Raw genomic sequence first — 16704 nt, forward strand, 5'->3', positions numbered from 1 at the left:
TCCGCACCGCGGAGCCCTACTCCCCCAGGACCTCGGCGGCTTCCATCCACTGGCCCTCGAGGTCCTCGATCTCCGACTGCAGCTCCTGCAGGCGCGCGTTGAGTCCCGCGATGTGCTCGAAATCGGCGTCGGGCTTCGCCCCGGCGTCGTTCATCTGCTCCTGCAGCCTGCCCTTCTGCGCGTCCACCTTAGTGATCTGCCGTTCGATGCGGGCGAGGTCCTTGCGGGCCTGCCGCAGCTCCGCCTCCGAGGATCCCGAGGAGGAACCACCGCTCACGGCGGGGGACGCGGCGCTTCCCGTCGCGGTCATCGGGCCGGCGGCGTTGCGCAGGTCGAGGTACTGGTCCACGCCGCCGGGCAGGTCGCGCAGGCGTCCGTCGCCGAGCAGCGCCATCTGGCTGTCGGTCACGCGTTCGAGCAGATAGCGGTCGTGCGAGACCACCACGAGTGTTCCGGGCCAGCCGTCCAGCACGTCCTCGATCGCCGAGAGCGTGTCGGTGTCGAGGTCGTTGGTCGGCTCGTCGAGCATCAGGACGTTCGGTTCCCCCACGAGCAGCCGGAGCAGCTGCAGGCGGCGGCGCTCGCCGCCGGAGAGTTCGCTGACGCGCGTCCACTGCTTCTCGTTGGTGAACCCGAGCTGCTCCACGAGCTGGCTCGCCGAGACCTCCTTGCCGCCGACGGCGAAGACGCGCTTCTCGGACTCGATCACCTCGATGACCCGGCTGTCGTTGACATCGTCGAGTTCGCGCACCTCCTGCGAGAGCACGGCCGTCTGCACGGTCTTGCCCTTCTTGACCTTGCCGGCGCTCGGCTGCAGCTCGCCGTTGAGCAGCCGCAGCAGCGTGGTCTTGCCGGACCCGTTGACGCCCACCAGTCCGAGGCGCTGGCCCGGGGCGAGCCGGAGCGTGATCCTGTCGAACAGCCGCCGTTCGGAACCCTCGCCGTCGTCGATCGTGAGGCTGACGTCCTCGAGGTCGAGGACGTCTTTGCCGAGGCGGGACATTGCCATCTTGCTGAGCGCGAGGGAGTCCCGCGGTTCCGGCACGTCGGCGATCAGTTCGTTCGCGGCCTCGATCCGGAACTTCGGCTTCGCGGTGCGGGCGGGGGCGCCACGCCTCAGCCAGGCCAGCTCCTTCTTCACGAGCTGCACGCGCTTGGACTCGACGACGGCGGCCATGCGGTCACGCTCGGCGCGCGCGAGGACGTAGGCGGCGTAGCCCCCGTCGAAATCGTCGACCATGGCGTCGTGCACCTCCCACGTGTGGTTGCAGACCTCGTCGAGGAACCAGCGGTCGTGGGTCACCACGAGCAGGCCCCCCTCGGTGGCCCGCCAGCGCTGCTGGAGATGCCGCGCCAGCCAGGCGACGCCTTCGACGTCGAGGTGGTTGGTGGGCTCGTCGAGCATGATGACGTCGTCGTCGCCGATGAGGAGCTTGGCGAGGGCCACACGCCGCTTCTGCCCGCCGGAGAGCGAGGACACCTTGGCGTGCCAGTCGACCTCGGAGACGAGCCCGCCCATGACGTCGCGGATCTTCGGGTTCGAGGCCCACTCGTGGTCCGCCTGGTCGCCGACGATGGCCTGCCCCACCTCGAGGTCGCCGTCGAGCACGTCCGACTGGTCCAGATAGCCGACGGAGACGTCGCGCCGCTTGGTCACACGGCCGGAATCGGGGGCGCTCCGCTGGGCGAGCAGGCGCATGAGGGTGGACTTGCCGTCGCCGTTGCGACCCACCATGCCGATGCGGTCGCCGTCCTCGAGTCCGAGGGACACGTTGTCGAGGATGGTGCGGGTGACGAAGGCGACGCTGAGGTTTTCCGCGCCGAGGAGGTGTGCCAAGGAGATGCTGCTTTCGGTTGGAACGGGAGGGCGCGGTCAGGCCGCGAAATCTGTGGCGATGCGCGCCCCGTGTGCCGGGCCGTGCACGGACGACGCCTGCAGTCCCTCGGTGCCGAGGAGGGACTCGAGTTCGGCCGCGTGGCCGGAACTCTGCGTCAGGAAGGCGATCGTCGGTCCGGAGCCGGAGACGATCCCGGCCAGCGCGCCCGCGGCCTTGCCCCTCTCAAGGATATCGCCCAGCCCGGGAGCGAGTTCGAGGGAGGCCTGCTGGAGGTCGTTGTGGAGCAGCGGGGCCAGTCCGAGGGCGTCCCCCGCGCGCATGGCCCCGAGGATCGCGGCATCGATGGACGGCTGGGGATCGGGCTCCACACCGTTCCGGAGCCGGATGTCGTCGAGCCGCCGGTAGACCTCGGGTGTGGACAGCCCGTAGTCCGAGGTCACCAGTACCCAGTGCAGGGGCGTCTTCGAGATGGCGGGAGTGAGCTGGTCGCCCACGCCGAGTCCGACGGCGGTGCCGCCGACGAGCGCGAACGGCACGTCGGCGCCGAGGTCGACGGCGATCTTGGCCAGCTCGTCGCGCGAGAAGCCGCTCCCCCACAGGGCGTCACAGGCCAGGAGGGCAGCAGCGGCGTCGGCGGAGCCACCGCCCATCCCGCCGGAGATGGGGACACGCTTGGTGATGTCGAGGTGGACCCCCGACCGGCCCGGACTGACCTCGGCCAGGAGCTCCGCGGCGCGGACCGCGAGATTGGTCCGGTCGAGCGGGATCGAGTCGGCGGGGAGGTTGAGGGTACCCGCGGCGTTCACCGTGACGCTGATGCCGTCGCCGGGGACCTCCGTGGCGGTGACCTCCTCGTACAGGGAGACCGCGAGGAAGACGCTGGCGATCCCGTGGTACCCGTCCTCGCGCGGAGGACCGACCCGGAGGGCGACGTTGATTTTCCCGGGGGCCTTCACGCGGACGGAGCGGGCACCGGAGCGCTTGTCGACTGTTCTGCCCGGGACCATACCCACCAACCTAACCCACCCGCTCAGTTCATGCCGGGGAGTCCGCGGCCATCGCGCGGGCTTCCGCGATGCGCGCGAACGCCACGATGTCGAGGACCTCGCCGCGGGCGGTCGGGTCCACGCCGGCGGCGCGCAGCGCCTCCTCCGCGAGGACGGGGCTGCCCGCCCAGCCCGCGAGCGCCGCCCGCAGGGTCTTCCGGCGCTGGGCGAACGCGGCGTCGATGACGGCGAACACCTGCTCCCGGGTGGCGGTCGTCGCGGGTGGCTCCCTGCGCGTGAAGCGGACGAGGCCCGAGGCGATCTTCGGTGCGGGCCAGAACACGTTCATGCCCACGACCCCGGCCTTCGCCATGCTGGAGTACCAGGCTGCCTTGACGGACGGTACGCCGTAGGTCTTCGAGCCGGGAGGAGCAGCGAGCCGGTCGGCCACCTCGTCCTGCACCATCACGAGCCCGTGCCGGAGGGACGGGAAACGCTCGAGGAGGTTGAGGACCACGGGGACGGCGACGTTGTACGGCAGGTTGGCGACGAGCGCCGTGGGCGGGTGCGGCAGTTCCGTCACGCGCAGGGCGTCCTGGAGGACGACGTCGAGGGCAGCCGCGCGGTCGGGTCGCCAGCGGGCGATCGTGTCGGGCAGTTTCCCGGCCAGGACCGGATCGATCTCGACGGCGACGACGCGTTCGGCGGCGTCGAGCAGGCCGAGCGTCAGGGACCCGAGTCCCGGGCCCACCTCGAGGACGGTCTCGCCCGCATCGAGGTTCGCGGCCGCGACGATACGGCGGATGGTGTTGCCGTCGATGACGAAGTTCTGCCCCAGGGTCTTCGTGGGACGGATGTCCACCTCGGCCGCCAGTCGCCGGATGTCTGCGGCTCCGAAGAGGGGCGCGGGCTGGTGTGCGGCGGGGGGCGTTGTCACCCTGCAATCGTATCGGTCCGGGAGCCCGGTCCCCGCTGCGCGGCTCCCGGCCGGCGTCGTCCGCCCCGCGGGCCGGCGACGCCTCGTGCGAACCCTGGTCTCAGGAGGGTTCCGGCGCCACCGACCCGCGGAGGCACGGCTTCCCGGCTGGGGAGGGAAGCCGTCGGGCACACCGCCGTCTTCCGGTCTCACGAGAAGGACGGTGCTGGAAGGGCATGCCGGCCACGGCGCGATGACGGGCGGGCGATGCTCCCCGTCGAGAACATTACGAAGAAGGACGCCGCAGGGCACGAGTGCCCTCCACCCGACTTCGCGGAAGGGGTACTCGGAAACCGGCCCCGGTACTACCCGCTCCCGCTACCTGGCACCGACACGGGGGGCCGATTGACCCGGCTGCCGGATCAGGTCCAGCTGCCGTACACGGCCTCGGTGTTCGCCGTCAGCCGGGCGCAGAGGGCGTCGAGGTCGGTCCCCAGGATGTCCGCCATGGCCCTCACCGTGTAGGGCACCGCGTAGGAGGCGTTGGGCCGGCCGCGGTAGGGGTGGGGCGTCAGGAACGGCGCATCGGTCTCGGTCAGGACGAGCGCCGGGTCGGCGACGAGCAGGGCCTCCCGCAGGGTGTCGGCGTTCTTGAAGGTCACCGTCCCGGCGAAGGACATGTACCAGCCGTGCTCGTTGCAGGTCCGCGCGAGGTCCGCGTCCCCCGAGAAGCAGTGCAGGACGACCCGGTCGGGGGCTCCGTCGGTGAGCAGCGTCCGGACGACGTCGTCGTGTGCGTCGCGGTCGTGGATCTGGAGTGCCTTGCCGAGCCGCTTGGCGATGTCGATGTGGCTGCGGAAGGACACGAGCTGGCTGCCGCGCCCGTCCTCGCCGGTCCGGAAGTAGTCCAGCCCGGTCTCCCCCAGGGCGCGGATGCGCGGGCCGGCGGCGAGGTGCTCGATCTCCTCGAGCGCGGCATCGAGCGCCCCCTCCGCGGCGAGCAGCGGAGCATCGTTGGGGTGCAGGGCCACGGCACCGAGGAGCCGCCGGTCCTGCTCGACGACGGCGGCGGTGAAGCGGGAGGACGCGAGGTCGGTGCCGACCTGCACCGCGCCCCTGACCCCGGCGGCCTCGGCCGCGTCCAGGGCTTCGGCGATCGTCACCTGCACGGGCCCCTCGCGGAAGTCGAAGTGCGTGTGGTTGTCGAGGACGGGGACGGGCAGCGGCTCCGGCAGCGGCGGGTAGCCGCCCTTGCGCCGCCGCCGGACGGCCGGAGCGTCCGGATCGGCCGTGCCGTCGTCCGCGGCGGCCGAGGCGCCCGGGGTGTCCTGTTCCCGATAGGCCGGTGGTGTCTCCCCGGCCGCGTAGGGGTGACGGACGGCTGCTGCACTGGTACACATGCTTCAAGCCTAGTTCCGGCGCGGAACTTATCCCCCGGGGAGCAAGTTGAGCTAGTAATCTGTTGAATCATTCAACCGGGTCTGTCCTGCCCCGAGCCGGACCGGCCACGGCTGTCACCTGCGTGTCGATTGCCCGGCCGTCCCGGTCGCCGCCTGCCGCCGCAGCCGCACGCATGGAAGGTGCCCATGGACGTACAGCACAACATCGCCGAGATAGCAGCGGATCCACGATTGGCGGCACCGGCGGACGTGCCCGGCGCGACCTTCCACGACATCAGCACCCGCATCCTCTCCTCCATCGACACGGTCATCGACGGCAAGCCCGACGCCGCCCGGCTCGCCCTCACCGTCCTCCTCGCCCAGGGGCACCTCCTCCTCGAGGACGTGCCGGGCGTCGGCAAGACCCTGCTCGCCAAGACGCTCGCCCGGACGATCGACTGCACGGTGAACCGCATCCAGTTCACGCCCGACCTGCTGCCCTCCGACGTGACCGGCGTGTCGATCTTCAACCAGGATTCCCGGCGGTTCGAGTTCCGGCCGGGGCCCGTGTTCGCGAATATCGTCATCGGCGACGAGATCAATCGCGCCTCGGCCAAGACGCAGTCCTCGCTCCTCGAATGCATGGAGGAGCACCAGGTGACCGTGGACGGGCACACCCATGCCCTCGGCGAGCCGTTCATGGTGGTCGCGACGCAGAACCCCATCGAGATGGAGGGCACCTATCCGCTTCCCGAGGCCCAGCGCGACCGCTTCATGGCGCGGATCTCCATGGGTTACCCGGACGCCCGCGCGGAGGCGGACATGCTCGAGACCCACCAGTCGGTGTCGCCGCTCGAGGCGATCCGCCCGGTCGCGAGCGTCACGGACATCGCCGGCATGATGCGCCAGGTGCGGGGTGTGTACGTCTCGCCCGCGGTGAAGGACTACACCGTGGCGATCGGCCGTGCCACGCGGGACCACCCGCGGCTTCGGCTCGGCGCGAGTCCCCGGTCTCTGCTGCAGCTCCTGCGCGCCGCGAAGGCCGGAGCGGCGCTCGAGGGCCGCGACTTCGTCCTGCCCGACGACGTCGCCGCGATCGCCGACGCCGTCCTGGCCCACCGCCTCCTGCTCGACCGCAAGGCCACCAGCGCCGGGGAGACGGCATCGACGATCGTGCAGGACGTCCTCGCGCGGGTGCCGGTGGCCCGCGAGGTGCAGCGGCGGTGACCGTGCCGACGTCGCCGATCCCGCCCTCCTCCCGCTTTCTCCCCTCCTAGCACCGACGGAATCCTGATGGCCCTCTTCGACAAGCTCCCCTCACGCATCCTGACGGTGCGCGGGTGGGGCTTCGTCGCCACCGCCGTCGTCGCACTGCTGGCCGCGCAGGTCCTCGGACGCCGCGACCTCCTGTACGTGGGGGTGCTCCTGCTGGCGCTGCCGCTGGCGTCGATCGTCGTGCTCCGGCTCGTCAAGCCCCGCTTCACGGTGAGCCGCCGCTTCCAGCCGCAGTCCATGGAGATCGGGTCGACGACGACGGTCACGCTCTCCCTCGCGGCGACCGTCGCGGGGGGTGCGAGCATCGCGATGGAGGAGCTGCTCCCGGCCCGTTTCGGCCAGGCCCCCCGGTTCACCTACCCCTCGCGCAACCCGACGCGCGAGGGCACCTCGGTGTACGAGTACCGGCTCCGGTCCGCGTCGCGGGGCGTCTACCCCATCGGGCCCGTGACCGCGGAGTTCACCGATCCCTTCGGCCTGGGGAAGTCGCGGCACGTCCTCGGCGGGGCGGACGACCTCGTGGTCACACCGGCACCCCTCGAACTGCTGGGCACCACCCTCGCCGGGTCCCGCGGCAGCGACGGCATGGCGGCCACACGCCGGCAGGCGAATCCGAGCGACGACGACGTCATGACGCGCGAGTACCGGCACGGGGACTCCCTGCGCCGGGTCCACTGGGCCGCGACGGCGCGCCACAACGAGCTCATGGTGCGGCAGGAGGAATCGGTGACCACACCACAGGCCACACTGCTCCTGGACCAGCGGCACTCGAGCTTCGGCACCGGATTCAGCACGGTCTTCGACGGGGTCGCCGGCAACGGGCTGTCCACCTCCCCGACCTTCGAGTGGGCCGTCACCGCCGCGATGTCGGTCAGCGCCCACCTGCTCGAACGCAACTACGCCCTGCGGTTCCTCGACCACCAGGGTGCGCCCGCGTTGCTGCACTCACGGTCCGCACCGTTCCCGACCGACGAGGAACACCAGGGACCGGGTGCGGTCGCCGGTATCGCGGAAGGACTCGCGGCCCTCGAACTCGCCCCGGAGGCCGGACGCCGCCAGCAGCTGGAGGAGCGCGCCGGCAGCAGCGTGGTGCGCGCGGGCGAGGCGGCGCGCAATGCTGCGCGCCGGATCCGCCGCTCGGCACCGGAAGCACCCCAGCACGCACAGCACTCCGCCTTCGGGGACGACCTGCTCGACAAGCTCGCCGCCACACGCCACCGCGGGCCGCTCGTCGCGGTCCTCGGCGTCATCACCATCGAGGAGGCGAGGGCACTCGCCTCCGCGTCGGACTACGGATCGGCGTCCTACGCCATCATCGCGTCCGAACGGCCCGCCGATGCGCAGCGGCAACTCGCCATCCTGCGCGATGCCGGCTGGCACGCGACCGCGGCCTCCCCCGCGGCGCAGCTGCCGACCGTATGGGCCGGACTCGGGACCGCGGACGGCCCTGCGCCGGCCGGGACCTCCCCCACCGCGACCCGTCCACCCGCGCCGCACCGATCTTCCCGCGACACCACCAGGGGACCAGTATGACCTCGACACTCGACCGCCCCGCCGCCGCGGACGTGCCTGCTCCGACGGCGTCGGCCGCAGCACGGCCGTCCCTTCCCGATCCATGGCACTGGGCCGTGACGGGCGCCTCCCTCCTGGCCGTGCTCGCCGCGGCGACGAGCCTCAACGGGGTCGTGGACGCGTGGACCTGGTTCCTGCCCGTGGTGCGCACGCTCGTACCGGTACTCCTCGCCATGGCGCTGACCCGGACGCTCCGCCTGAGCGGGGTGCTGTCGGCTCTCGTGGGCGTCCTGGCGCTCGTCGGGTCCCTCACCGCCCAGTTCTTCCCGCGGCAGAGCATCCTCGCGATCGTCCCGGGTCCCGGCACCTCGCTCGAGCTCCAGCGCCTCCTCGCGCAGGCCGAGGAGACCGTCGTCTCCCAGGTGGCCCCGGTGCTGCCCGGCGCCGGTATCTTCCTCATCGTGTGCGCCGCCCTGGGGCTCATCGCGATCCTCGTGGACGTCTGCGCCACGACCCTGCGCATGCCCGCCGCGAGCGGGCTCGCGCTCTTCACCGTCCTGATCGCACCGGCCGTCGTGAAGCCGAACGGCGTCGGGATGTCCGCCTTCCTCGTGACCGCACTGGCGTACCTGCTGCTCCTGGCCCTCGCGCAGTGGCGTGAGAACCGGCTCGCGTCGGGCGGCGCGCGGGCGTCCTCGGGGTTCGCGGGGCGGAGCGTGATCATTGGAGCCTCGGCCCTGGCCGTGACCGTGGTCCTGCCGCTGTTCGTGCCCGGCTTCACCTCCGGGGCCTTCCCGCAGGGTGCGCGCATGAACGTGTGGGGCAACGCCACCGGGCTCAACCCGGCGGTGACCCTCGGCAACGACCTGCGCAACCCGACAGGGTTCGGGCGCATCGCCTACTCGACGAACTCGGACACCCCCCTGTACCTCCGGGCGGTGACCCTCGAGGACTTCAGCGGCCGGCGGTGGGAGCCGGACCAGAGGCTCGACGGGCGCGAGAGCGGTGTCCGCGACATCGGGGCGGAGCAGGGCGCACCCGAATCCGTCCCCGACGGCACCACGGTCTTCACCAGGATCACGACGCAGAGCTATGCGAGTCCATGGCTCCTGTCCCCCTACGCACCCGAGGGCGTCACCGACCTGTCCGGCAGGTGGGCCTGGGATCCGGCGAATCTCTCCATCCTCGCCACGGACGGGGGCTCGACGGCACGCCAGAGCTACCTGGTGCAGAGCCGATCGGCCGCCCTCACGCGCGAGGGCCTGGGCTCCATCCGCCCCTCCGAGTCCGACTCCGTGCCCGAGGTGTTCACCGAGCTGCCGGACGACACCCCGGACATCGTCCGCACCACCACGGACGAGGTCGCCGGTGACTTCGTGAACCCGTACGACAAGGCGCTCGCGATCCAGAACTACCTCCGCGGCCCCCAGTTCACCTACTCCGTGGAGGCGCCGGTCGACGGCGGCTACGACGGCAGCGGCATGGACGTGATGGCGCGCTTCCTCGAGTCCAAATCCGGGTACTGCGTCCACTACGCGGGAACGATGGCCGTCATGGCGCGGGCGGCAGGGATCCCGAGCCGGGTGGCCGTCGGCTACACGCCCGGAAGTCCCACGGGCGACACGGAGCAGGGCCCCGCCGGCACCGAGCTCCGGGAATTCGTGGTCGACTCCCGCAACGCCCACGCGTGGCCGGAGCTGTACTTCGAGGGTGTGGGCTGGGTCCAGTTCGAACCCACGCCGTCACGCGGCGTCGTACCCACCTATGCCCAGCAGGCCTTCGCGCCGGTGGGACCGCGTGCGGACGACACGGACGCCCTGAACCCCGGCGGCCTTCCCGCCGGCGGACGGACCGGCTCCGCGGAGGAGACCGCCGACGCCGAGGACGGTACGCAGGCCGGCGGGGCGCAGGACGAGGCGCAGCCGGTCGCAGGCCTGCTCGCCGTCGCCGGCATCGCGCTGTTCGCCCTCCTGCCGCTCCTCCTCCGCTCGGCGAGGACCCGCTCCCGCCGCAGGTCGGTGGCCGCGGACACCCCGGACGGCACCGGGGCAGCCACCGCGGCGTGGGCCGAGACGACGGAGCTGGCGGGCGACTACGGCTACCCGCTGGAGCCGACGGACACCCCCCGGACCTTCGCCGGCCGCCTCGGCCGGGACGCCCGCCTGGCCGGCTCCCCCGTGGCGTCGCTCACCAGGCTCCGGACGGCCTACGAGTACGAGGAGTACGCCGAGCACGCCGACGTCATCCGTCCTGTCGACGGGTACGCCGGAGGACGCGGCGGGAATTCCCTCCCGGTGGCGATGCTCGCCCGACCCGTGGCGGCTCCGCGGTGGGACGACGTCGAGACCGTCACCCGCGCGCTCCGCAGCGGGAGCTCATGGCCCACCAGGGTCAGGGCACGGCTGTTCCCGCAGTCGCTCCTGAACCGTTTCCGGGGCACCGTGCGCCGCTGACCCGGGCCGCGGGCGCACGAAGGGCCGGCACCCCGACGGGTGCCGGCCCTCGCTGCTCTCGTGCGGATCGTGCCCGGGACCTCCCGGATCAGGAGGCGTAGGGATCGGCGATGCCGACGTACTGCGTGTACAGGTATTCCTCGATCCCCTCGGCGCCGCCCTCACGGCCGAGACCGGACTGCTTGACGCCGCCGAAGGGGGCGGCGGCGTTGGACACGACACCGGCGTTGAGCCCCAGCATCCCCGTGTCGAGGCGTTCCCCGATGCGCAGCCCGCGGTTGAGGTCGCGCGTGAAGACGTAGGCCACGAGCCCGTACTCGGTGTCATTGGCGAGCTCCACGGCCTCGTCCTCGGTGCTGAAGGTGATGATGGGGGCCACCGGCCCGAAGATCTCCTCCTGCAGGATCCGCGAGGACCGGGGCACGTTCGTGAGCACCGTGGCCTGGTAGAAGTAGCCGTCGCCGGTCACGGGCGATCCGCCCGTGACGGCCTGTGCGCCGCCCCCGACCGCTGCGCTCACCAGTTCGTGCACCTTGTCCCGGCTCTTCTGGTCGATCAGGGGGCCGAGCGTGGATTCCTCCTCCGTGCCGCGTGCAGGGGTCATGCCCTCCATGCGCTCGGCGAGCGCGGCTGCGAAGCGGTCCGCGACCGATTCGTGCACGATGAACCGGTTGGCCGCCGTGCAGGCCTCGCCCATGTTCCGCAGCTTCGCGAGCATCGCACCGTCGACCGCCGCGTCGAGGTCGGCGTCCTCGAACACCAGGAACGGCGCGTTGCCGCCGAGTTCCATGGAGGTCCTCAGCACGTTCTGCGAGGCGGCCGCGAGGAGGCTGCGGCCCACCGGCGTCGAACCCGTGAAGGAGAGCTTGCGCAGGCGCGGGTCCTCGATGAGGGGACCCGTGACGGCCCCCGCGGTGGTGGTGTTGACAATGTTGAGGACTCCGGCGGGGAGGCCGGCCTCCTGCAGCACGGTGGCGAACAGCGACGAGGTCAGGGGCGTGAGGTTCGCGGGCTTGAGCACCATGGTGCACCCGGCGGCGATCGCGGGGGCGATCTTCCGGGTGGCCATCGCCAGGGGGAAGTTCCACGGCGTGATGAGCAGGCACGGCCCCACGGGCTTCTTGCTCACGAGCAGCCGGGACCTGCCGTCGGGGGAGGTCGAGTACCGGCCGGACATGCGGACGGACTCCTCCGAGAACCAGCGCAGGAACTCGGCCCCGTAGGTCACCTCGCCGCGGGCCTCGGCGAGCGGCTTCCCCATCTCGAGGGTCATCAGCAGCGCGAACTCGTCGGCCCGCGCGGTGACCAGGTCGAAGGCCCGTCGCAGGATCTCCCCCCGCTCGCGCGGCGCGGTCCGGGCCCAGTCGGCCTGGGCCGCGGCTGCTGCGTCGAGCGCGGCCATACCGTCCTCGGGTGTCGCATCCGCGAGGGTCCGGAGGGTGCGCCCGGTGGCCGGGTCCTCGACGTCGAACGTGGCACCGGACGACGACGCCCGCCACTGCCCGCCGATGAAGAGCCCGGTGGGCACCTTGTCGAGTACTGCCTTCTCCTGGTCGGCGGTGACAGCCATACCTAGCTCCTTCGCGAAGTGTTCGGGGCGCGTCCCGAGGGGGACATTCCCGTTCACGCTAGACCCGGCGGAGAAAGGGTGTCCAGTGAAGGCTGCACGACCACGTGCCACCGGCTTTGGTCGACTGCACAAACCCCGGTCCGGGTATCCTCAGCGGGCGGCGATCACCGCCGCGTACAGCTCCCGCTTGCTGACCCGGCTGTCGGAGGCCACTGCGGCCACGGCGTCCTTCAGGCGCATCCCGCCCCCGATCAGCGTGTTGACCTCCGCGACGTGGTCCTCAGGGCGCGACGGCGGCGCCTCCGGCGCACCTGCGACGACGACGGCGATCTCCCCCCGCACCTCGCTGTCCTGGGCCCACTGCAGCAGCTCGAGGAGCGAACCGCGGACCACCTGTTCGTGCACCTTCGTCAACTCGCGGGCCACTGCTGCCGGGCGGTCCGAGCCGAAGGCCTGCTGCAGCGAGCGCAGCATCGGTTCGAGGCGGTGGGGCGCCTCGAAGAACACCATGGTGCGGCGCTCCGACGCCAGGTCGGCCAGGCGCCCCGCGCGCACGCCGGGCTTCCGCGGCAGGAACCCCTCGAAGCAGAACCGGTCCGTGGGCAGGCCGGACAGGGCGAGGGCCGCGAGGACGGCCGAGGCTCCGGGCACAGCCGTCAGGTCGAGCCCCTCCCCGACCGCCGCCTCGACGAGCCGGTAACCCGGATCGGACACCGAGGGCATCCCCGCGTCCGTCACCATCAGCAGCGTGGCGCCGTCCCGCACCAGGTCGAGGAGTTCGGGCGTGCGCTCCGCCTCGTTGTGTTCGTGGTAGCTGATGACCCGGCCCGTGACCGTGACTCCGAGTGCATGCACCAGGCGGTGCAGGCGGCGGGTGTCCTCGGCCGCGACGACATCGGCCGACCGGAGCAGTCCGATCAGGCGCTCCGTCGCATCCCCCATGTTGCCGATCGGGGTCGCCGCGAGGACGATACGTCCGCGCCCGCTGCCGTCCCCGGCCGTGCCCCGGTAGGCGGCGGACGCACGCGCCGGTTCCTCGCCGGCGCTGTCCGGCAGCACCTCGGAGGACCCCCGGTCGTCCGGGGTCCCCTCCGGGTACCCGTCCTCGGACCCGGCGGGGTCCTCCTCGGTCAGGTCGGGGGCGTCGTCGCGTGGCTGGCTCACCGGACCAGCCTAGCCGCCGCAGTACCCGAGCCGTCCTGGACAGCCCGCCGGGCCTGCCGAGCACGCGGGGGCACCGCCGGTAGCATGACAGGGTGAGCCACACCGCCGTCCGCCCCCGAGGGGACAGTCCGACGTTCGGCGGAGCCCGGGTGGTCGCGCCGGCGCGCGCCTTCTCGCGGGACGCCCTGGCCGCCCGCCTCCTCGGCGCAGCCGCCCCGGGCGGGTCGGTGGCCTGGATCCTTCCCCTCGCCATGGCCCTGCTCGGCGGTGTCCTGCGGTTCGCCCGGCTCGGTGAGCCGGGATCCCTCGTGTTCGACGAGACCTACTACGTCAAGGACGCCTACTCGATGCTGCAGTCGGGCTACGAGCGGGAATGGCCGGAGAACGCCGACGACTCCTTCAACGCGGGCGACCCCGGCGTCCTCCTCGACGCCCCGAACTACGTGGTGCACCCGCCCGTGGGCAAGTGGATGATCGCCGTCGGCATGCTGCTGTTCGGTTCCGACAACGCGTTCGGCTGGCGCTTCTCCGCCGCCGCCGTCGGAACGCTGTCCGTCCTCCTGCTCGCCGTCGTGGCCCGGCGGATGTTCGGCTCGGCGCTGCTCGGTGCGGCCGCCGGCCTCCTCCTCGCCGTCGACGGCCACCACCTGGTGGAATCACGCACCTCTCTGCTCGACATCTTCCTGAGCTTCTGGCTCCTGGCCGCGTTCGCGGCGCTCCTCCTGGACCGGGACGACGGACGACGGCGCCTCGCCCGCCGCCTGGCCTCGATCGTCGGGCGGAACGACGACGGGAGGGCGACCCCCGCCCAGCTGTCCTGGGGCCCCTTCCTCGGCCTCCGGCCCTGGCGCCTCGCCGCCGGCATCTGCCTCGGGCTGGCCCTGGGCACCAAGTGGTCGGCCCTGCCGTACATCGCGGCGTTCGGCCTGATGACCGTCGCGTGGGACATGAGCGCCCGGCGCATCGCCGGAGTGCACCACTGGTTCCTCGGGGGCGCGGTCAAGGACGGACTGCTCGCCTTCGCCTGCCTCGTGCCGGTGGCCGCGCTGACGTACCTCGGCACGTGGACGGGCTGGTTCCTCTCGGAGGGTGCGTACGACCGCAGGTGGGCCGAGCGCAACCCGTCGGAGCAGTGGGGCTGGGTGCCGGACCCGCTGCGATCGCTCGCGGAGTACCACCGCAGCGCGTTCACGTTCCACCAGGGCCTCGGCTCGGACCATCCCTACGAGGCGTCCGCGTGGTCCTGGCTCGTGATGGGACGCCCGACGTCGTTCTTCTACGAGAAGCCGGCCGGCTGCGGTGAGGACGCCTGCTCGCAGGCCGTCACCGTGCTCGGCAACCCGCTGATCTGGTGGGCCGCGGCCCTGTCCCTGCTCGTGCTCGTGTTCTTCTGGCTCGGCCGCCGCGACTGGCGTGCCGCCGCGATCCTCACCGGCGTGGCCGCCGGCTACCTGCCCTGGTTCCTGTACCCGGAACGCACCACCTTCTACTTCTACGCGGTGGCGTTCGAGCCCTATCTCGTGCTGGCGCTGGTCTACTGCCTCGGCCTCGTGCTGGGGAGCCCTGCCGCGGATGCCGCCCGGCGACGGCGCGGTATCGTGCTCGTGGGGGTGTTCCTGGCTGCGGCCGTGGCCCTCTCGGCGTACTTCCTGCCCATCTGGACGGCAGAGATCATCCCCTACGACCAGTGGCGCATGCGCATGTGGCTGCCGAGCTGGATCTAGGCCGGGACCTCCCGTCCACCGGAACGAAAGCGAGCAATGGTGCGCGAAGCCATCACGGAACTCCTGGTCGACCTCCCGGCCACCAGCAACACCACCGACCTCCTCCTGAGGACCCACGACGCCGACCCGGCGAGGGCCCTGTTCGCCCTGCGATCCGACGGGCGGTGGCGGGACGTCCCGGCCTCGGAGTTCCTGGCGCAGGTGTCCGCGCTGGCCAAGGGGCTGATGGCGCGCGGCGTCCAGCCCGGCGACGCCGTCGCCGTGATGTCGAAGACCCGCTACGAGTGGACCGTCGCCGACGTCGCCATCTGGTTCGCCGGAGCGGTGACCGTGCCGATCTACGAGACGTCCTCCGCGCATCAGGTGGCGTGGATCCTCGAGGACGCCCGGCCCGCCGTCGTCTTCGTCGAGGACGGGCACAAGGCGGACATCGTGCGTGAGGCCGCAGCCCGGGCGGGCCGGTCCGATGCGACGACGGTGGTGCGCCTGACCACCGAGGACCTCGGCGACGAGGCCACCCTCGCATCGTTCGGCGCCGCCGGTCAGGCCGTGTCCGACGGGGCGCTCGAGGCTGCACGCTCCTCCCGGGGCCTCGCCGACGCCGCGTCGATCGTCTACACCTCGGGGACCACCGGTAGGCCCAAGGGCTGTGTGATCACGCACGGCAACTTCGCGCTCTTCGCCGTCAACACCCTGGAGTTCCTGCCCGAGTTCCTGCAGCAGGAGAACGCGAGGACGCTGATGTTCCTGCCGCTCGCCCACGTGCTGGCGCGCGCCGTGCAGGTGGTCTGCTTCACCGGCGGCATCAAGCTGGCGCACTCCGGCTCCGCCGCGCAGTTGCTGGAGGACCTGACGACCTTCCGACCCACGTTCCTCCTCGCCGTCCCCCGCATCTTCGAGAAGATCCACGCGACGGCCGGGCAGCGTGCCGCCGAGGCGGGCAAGGGCCGGCTCTTCGCCGCGGCGGAGCGCACCGCCGTCGCCTACTCCCGCGCCGTCGATGCCCGCGCACGCGGGGGCCGCGGGCCCTCGGCCGTCCTGCGGGCGTCGCACGCCGTGTTCGACCGCATCCTCTACCCCCGGCTGCGCAGCGTGTTCGGCGGCGAGGTCACCTACACGGTCTCCGGCGCCAGCCCGCTCAGCGAGCACCTCACGCACTTCTTCCGCGGTGCCGGCATCCTGGTGCAGGAGGGCTACGGCCTGACGGAGAGCACGGCGCCGTGCACGGTCAACACCGTTCCGCTCACGCGGGTGGGCTCGGTGGGCATCCCCATGCCGGGCACGAGCGTCCGGCTGGACGACGACGGCGAGGTCCAGGTCCGCGGTGCCGGCATCTTCGCCGGGTACTACCGCAACGAGCAGGCGACGGCGGAGGCCTTCACCGCCGACGGGTACTTCCGCACGGGCGACCTGGGCTCCCTCGACGAGGACGGCTTCCTCACCATCACGGGCCGCAAGAAGGACCTGCTGGTGACGGCGGGCGGCAAGAACGTGGCGCCCGGCCCCCTCGAGGAGACACTGCGGGAGAACCCGCTCGTGTCGCAGGCCGTGGTGGTCGGCGAGGGCAGGCCCTTCATCGGCGCCCTCCTCAGCCTCGACCGCGAGGCGCTCGGTCCGTGGGCGGCAGCCCACGGCAAGCCGGACCTCACCGCCGGGCAGGCCGTGACCGACGCCGATGTCCTCGCCGAACTGCAGGGGGCCGTCGATGCCGCGAACGCCACGGTGTCGCAGGCCGAACAGATCCGGCGGTTCGCCGTGCTGGACGCGGAGTTCACCGTGGAGTCGGGCCACCTCACGCCCACCCTCAAGCTGAAGCGGGCCGCCGTCGTCGCCGACCACGCGGAGGCGTTGGAGGGGCTGTACGCCAAGCGCTAGCGGCGCCTCGCA

Annotated in this window: 11 protein-coding genes; 5 read left to right on the plus strand and 6 right to left on the minus strand. The window is 72.0% G+C overall.

Translation table 11 applies throughout. The annotated features are described in order from the left end of the window. Positions 1-16 precede the first annotated feature (16 nt). The 4 genes from ACX80L_RS05745 to ACX80L_RS05760 form a co-directional block, all read right to left on the minus strand. A complete protein-coding gene (locus ACX80L_RS05745) occupies positions 17-1837 on the minus strand; it encodes an ABC-F family ATP-binding cassette domain-containing protein (RefSeq protein WP_459288279.1) in 1821 nt (606 codons plus the stop codon). A gap of 36 nt (positions 1838-1873) precedes the next feature. Continuing rightward, complete coding sequence (locus tag ACX80L_RS05750) at positions 1874-2845, minus strand: 4-(cytidine 5'-diphospho)-2-C-methyl-D-erythritol kinase (RefSeq protein ID WP_459288281.1); 972 nt, start codon at positions 2843-2845, stop codon at positions 1874-1876. 28 nt (positions 2846-2873) lie between these two features. Further along, positions 2874-3761 carry a 16S rRNA (adenine(1518)-N(6)/adenine(1519)-N(6))-dimethyltransferase RsmA gene (rsmA, locus tag ACX80L_RS05755; RefSeq protein ID WP_459288283.1) on the minus strand — a complete coding sequence of 296 codons (888 nt, stop codon included), beginning with the start codon at positions 3759-3761 and terminating at the stop codon, positions 2874-2876. Positions 3762-4162: 401 nt separating this feature from the next. Continuing rightward, the gene (locus ACX80L_RS05760) at positions 4163-5140 is read right to left on the minus strand and encodes a TatD family hydrolase (protein ID WP_459288285.1); all 978 of its coding nucleotides are present in this window, start codon (positions 5138-5140) and stop codon (positions 4163-4165) included. Between the two features lie 186 nt (positions 5141-5326). Here ACX80L_RS05760 and ACX80L_RS05765 point away from each other — a divergent pair, with 186 nt between their 5' ends. From ACX80L_RS05765 to ACX80L_RS05775, 3 genes are all read left to right on the plus strand, one after another. Next, a complete protein-coding gene (locus tag ACX80L_RS05765) occupies positions 5327-6346 on the plus strand; it encodes an AAA family ATPase (protein ID WP_133082027.1) in 1020 nt (339 codons plus the stop codon). Positions 6347-6412: 66 nt separating this feature from the next. Beyond that, positions 6413-7927, plus strand: coding sequence for a DUF58 domain-containing protein (locus tag ACX80L_RS05770; RefSeq protein WP_459288287.1), 1515 nt, complete (start codon positions 6413-6415; stop codon positions 7925-7927). Further along, positions 7924-10359, plus strand: coding sequence for a transglutaminase family protein (locus ACX80L_RS05775; RefSeq protein ID WP_459288289.1), 2436 nt, complete (start codon positions 7924-7926; stop codon positions 10357-10359). Before ACX80L_RS05770 ends, ACX80L_RS05775 begins: the two co-directional genes overlap by 4 nt. An 88-nt stretch (positions 10360-10447) precedes the next feature. Here ACX80L_RS05775 and ACX80L_RS05780 read toward each other — a convergent pair whose 3' ends face one another. Further along, on the minus strand, positions 10448-11929 hold the full coding sequence (locus tag ACX80L_RS05780; RefSeq protein ID WP_133082024.1) for an aldehyde dehydrogenase family protein: 1482 nt from the start codon (positions 11927-11929) through the stop codon (positions 10448-10450). A gap of 150 nt (positions 11930-12079) precedes the next feature. Next, on the minus strand, positions 12080-12901 hold the full coding sequence (gene rsmI / locus ACX80L_RS05785; RefSeq protein ID WP_459288794.1) for a 16S rRNA (cytidine(1402)-2'-O)-methyltransferase: 822 nt from the start codon (positions 12899-12901) through the stop codon (positions 12080-12082). A 284-nt stretch (positions 12902-13185) separates the two neighbouring features. On the opposite strand from rsmI, the gene ACX80L_RS05790 reads away from it, so the two are divergent. Next, on the plus strand, positions 13186-14817 hold the full coding sequence (locus ACX80L_RS05790) for a dolichyl-phosphate-mannose--protein mannosyltransferase (RefSeq protein WP_459288291.1): 1632 nt from the start codon (positions 13186-13188) through the stop codon (positions 14815-14817). A 39-nt stretch (positions 14818-14856) separates the two neighbouring features. Continuing rightward, positions 14857-16692 carry an AMP-dependent synthetase/ligase gene (locus ACX80L_RS05795; protein WP_459288796.1) on the plus strand — a complete coding sequence of 612 codons (1836 nt, stop codon included), beginning with the start codon at positions 14857-14859 and terminating at the stop codon, positions 16690-16692. Positions 16693-16704 lie beyond the last annotated feature (12 nt).

It is taken from the genome of Arthrobacter sp. MDT1-48-3, from assembly GCF_054511015.1.

What these genes read in the sequence shown, in the direction of transcription:
- ACX80L_RS05770 (WP_459288287.1), top strand. Translation starts at nt 6,413, where the DNA reads ATGGCCCTCTTCGACAAGCTCCCCTCACGCATCCTGACGGTGCGCGGG.
- ACX80L_RS05750 (WP_459288281.1), bottom strand. Translation starts at nt 2,845, where the DNA reads ATGGTCCCGGGCAGAACAGTCGACAAGCGCTCCGGTGCCCGCTCCGTC.
- ACX80L_RS05760 (WP_459288285.1), bottom strand. Translation starts at nt 5,140, where the DNA reads ATGTGTACCAGTGCAGCAGCCGTCCGTCACCCCTACGCGGCCGGGGAG.
- ACX80L_RS05780 (WP_133082024.1), bottom strand. Translation starts at nt 11,929, where the DNA reads ATGGCTGTCACCGCCGACCAGGAGAAGGCAGTACTCGACAAGGTGCCC.
- ACX80L_RS05775 (WP_459288289.1), top strand. Translation starts at nt 7,924, where the DNA reads ATGACCTCGACACTCGACCGCCCCGCCGCCGCGGACGTGCCTGCTCCG.
- ACX80L_RS05765 (WP_133082027.1), top strand. Translation starts at nt 5,327, where the DNA reads ATGGACGTACAGCACAACATCGCCGAGATAGCAGCGGATCCACGATTG.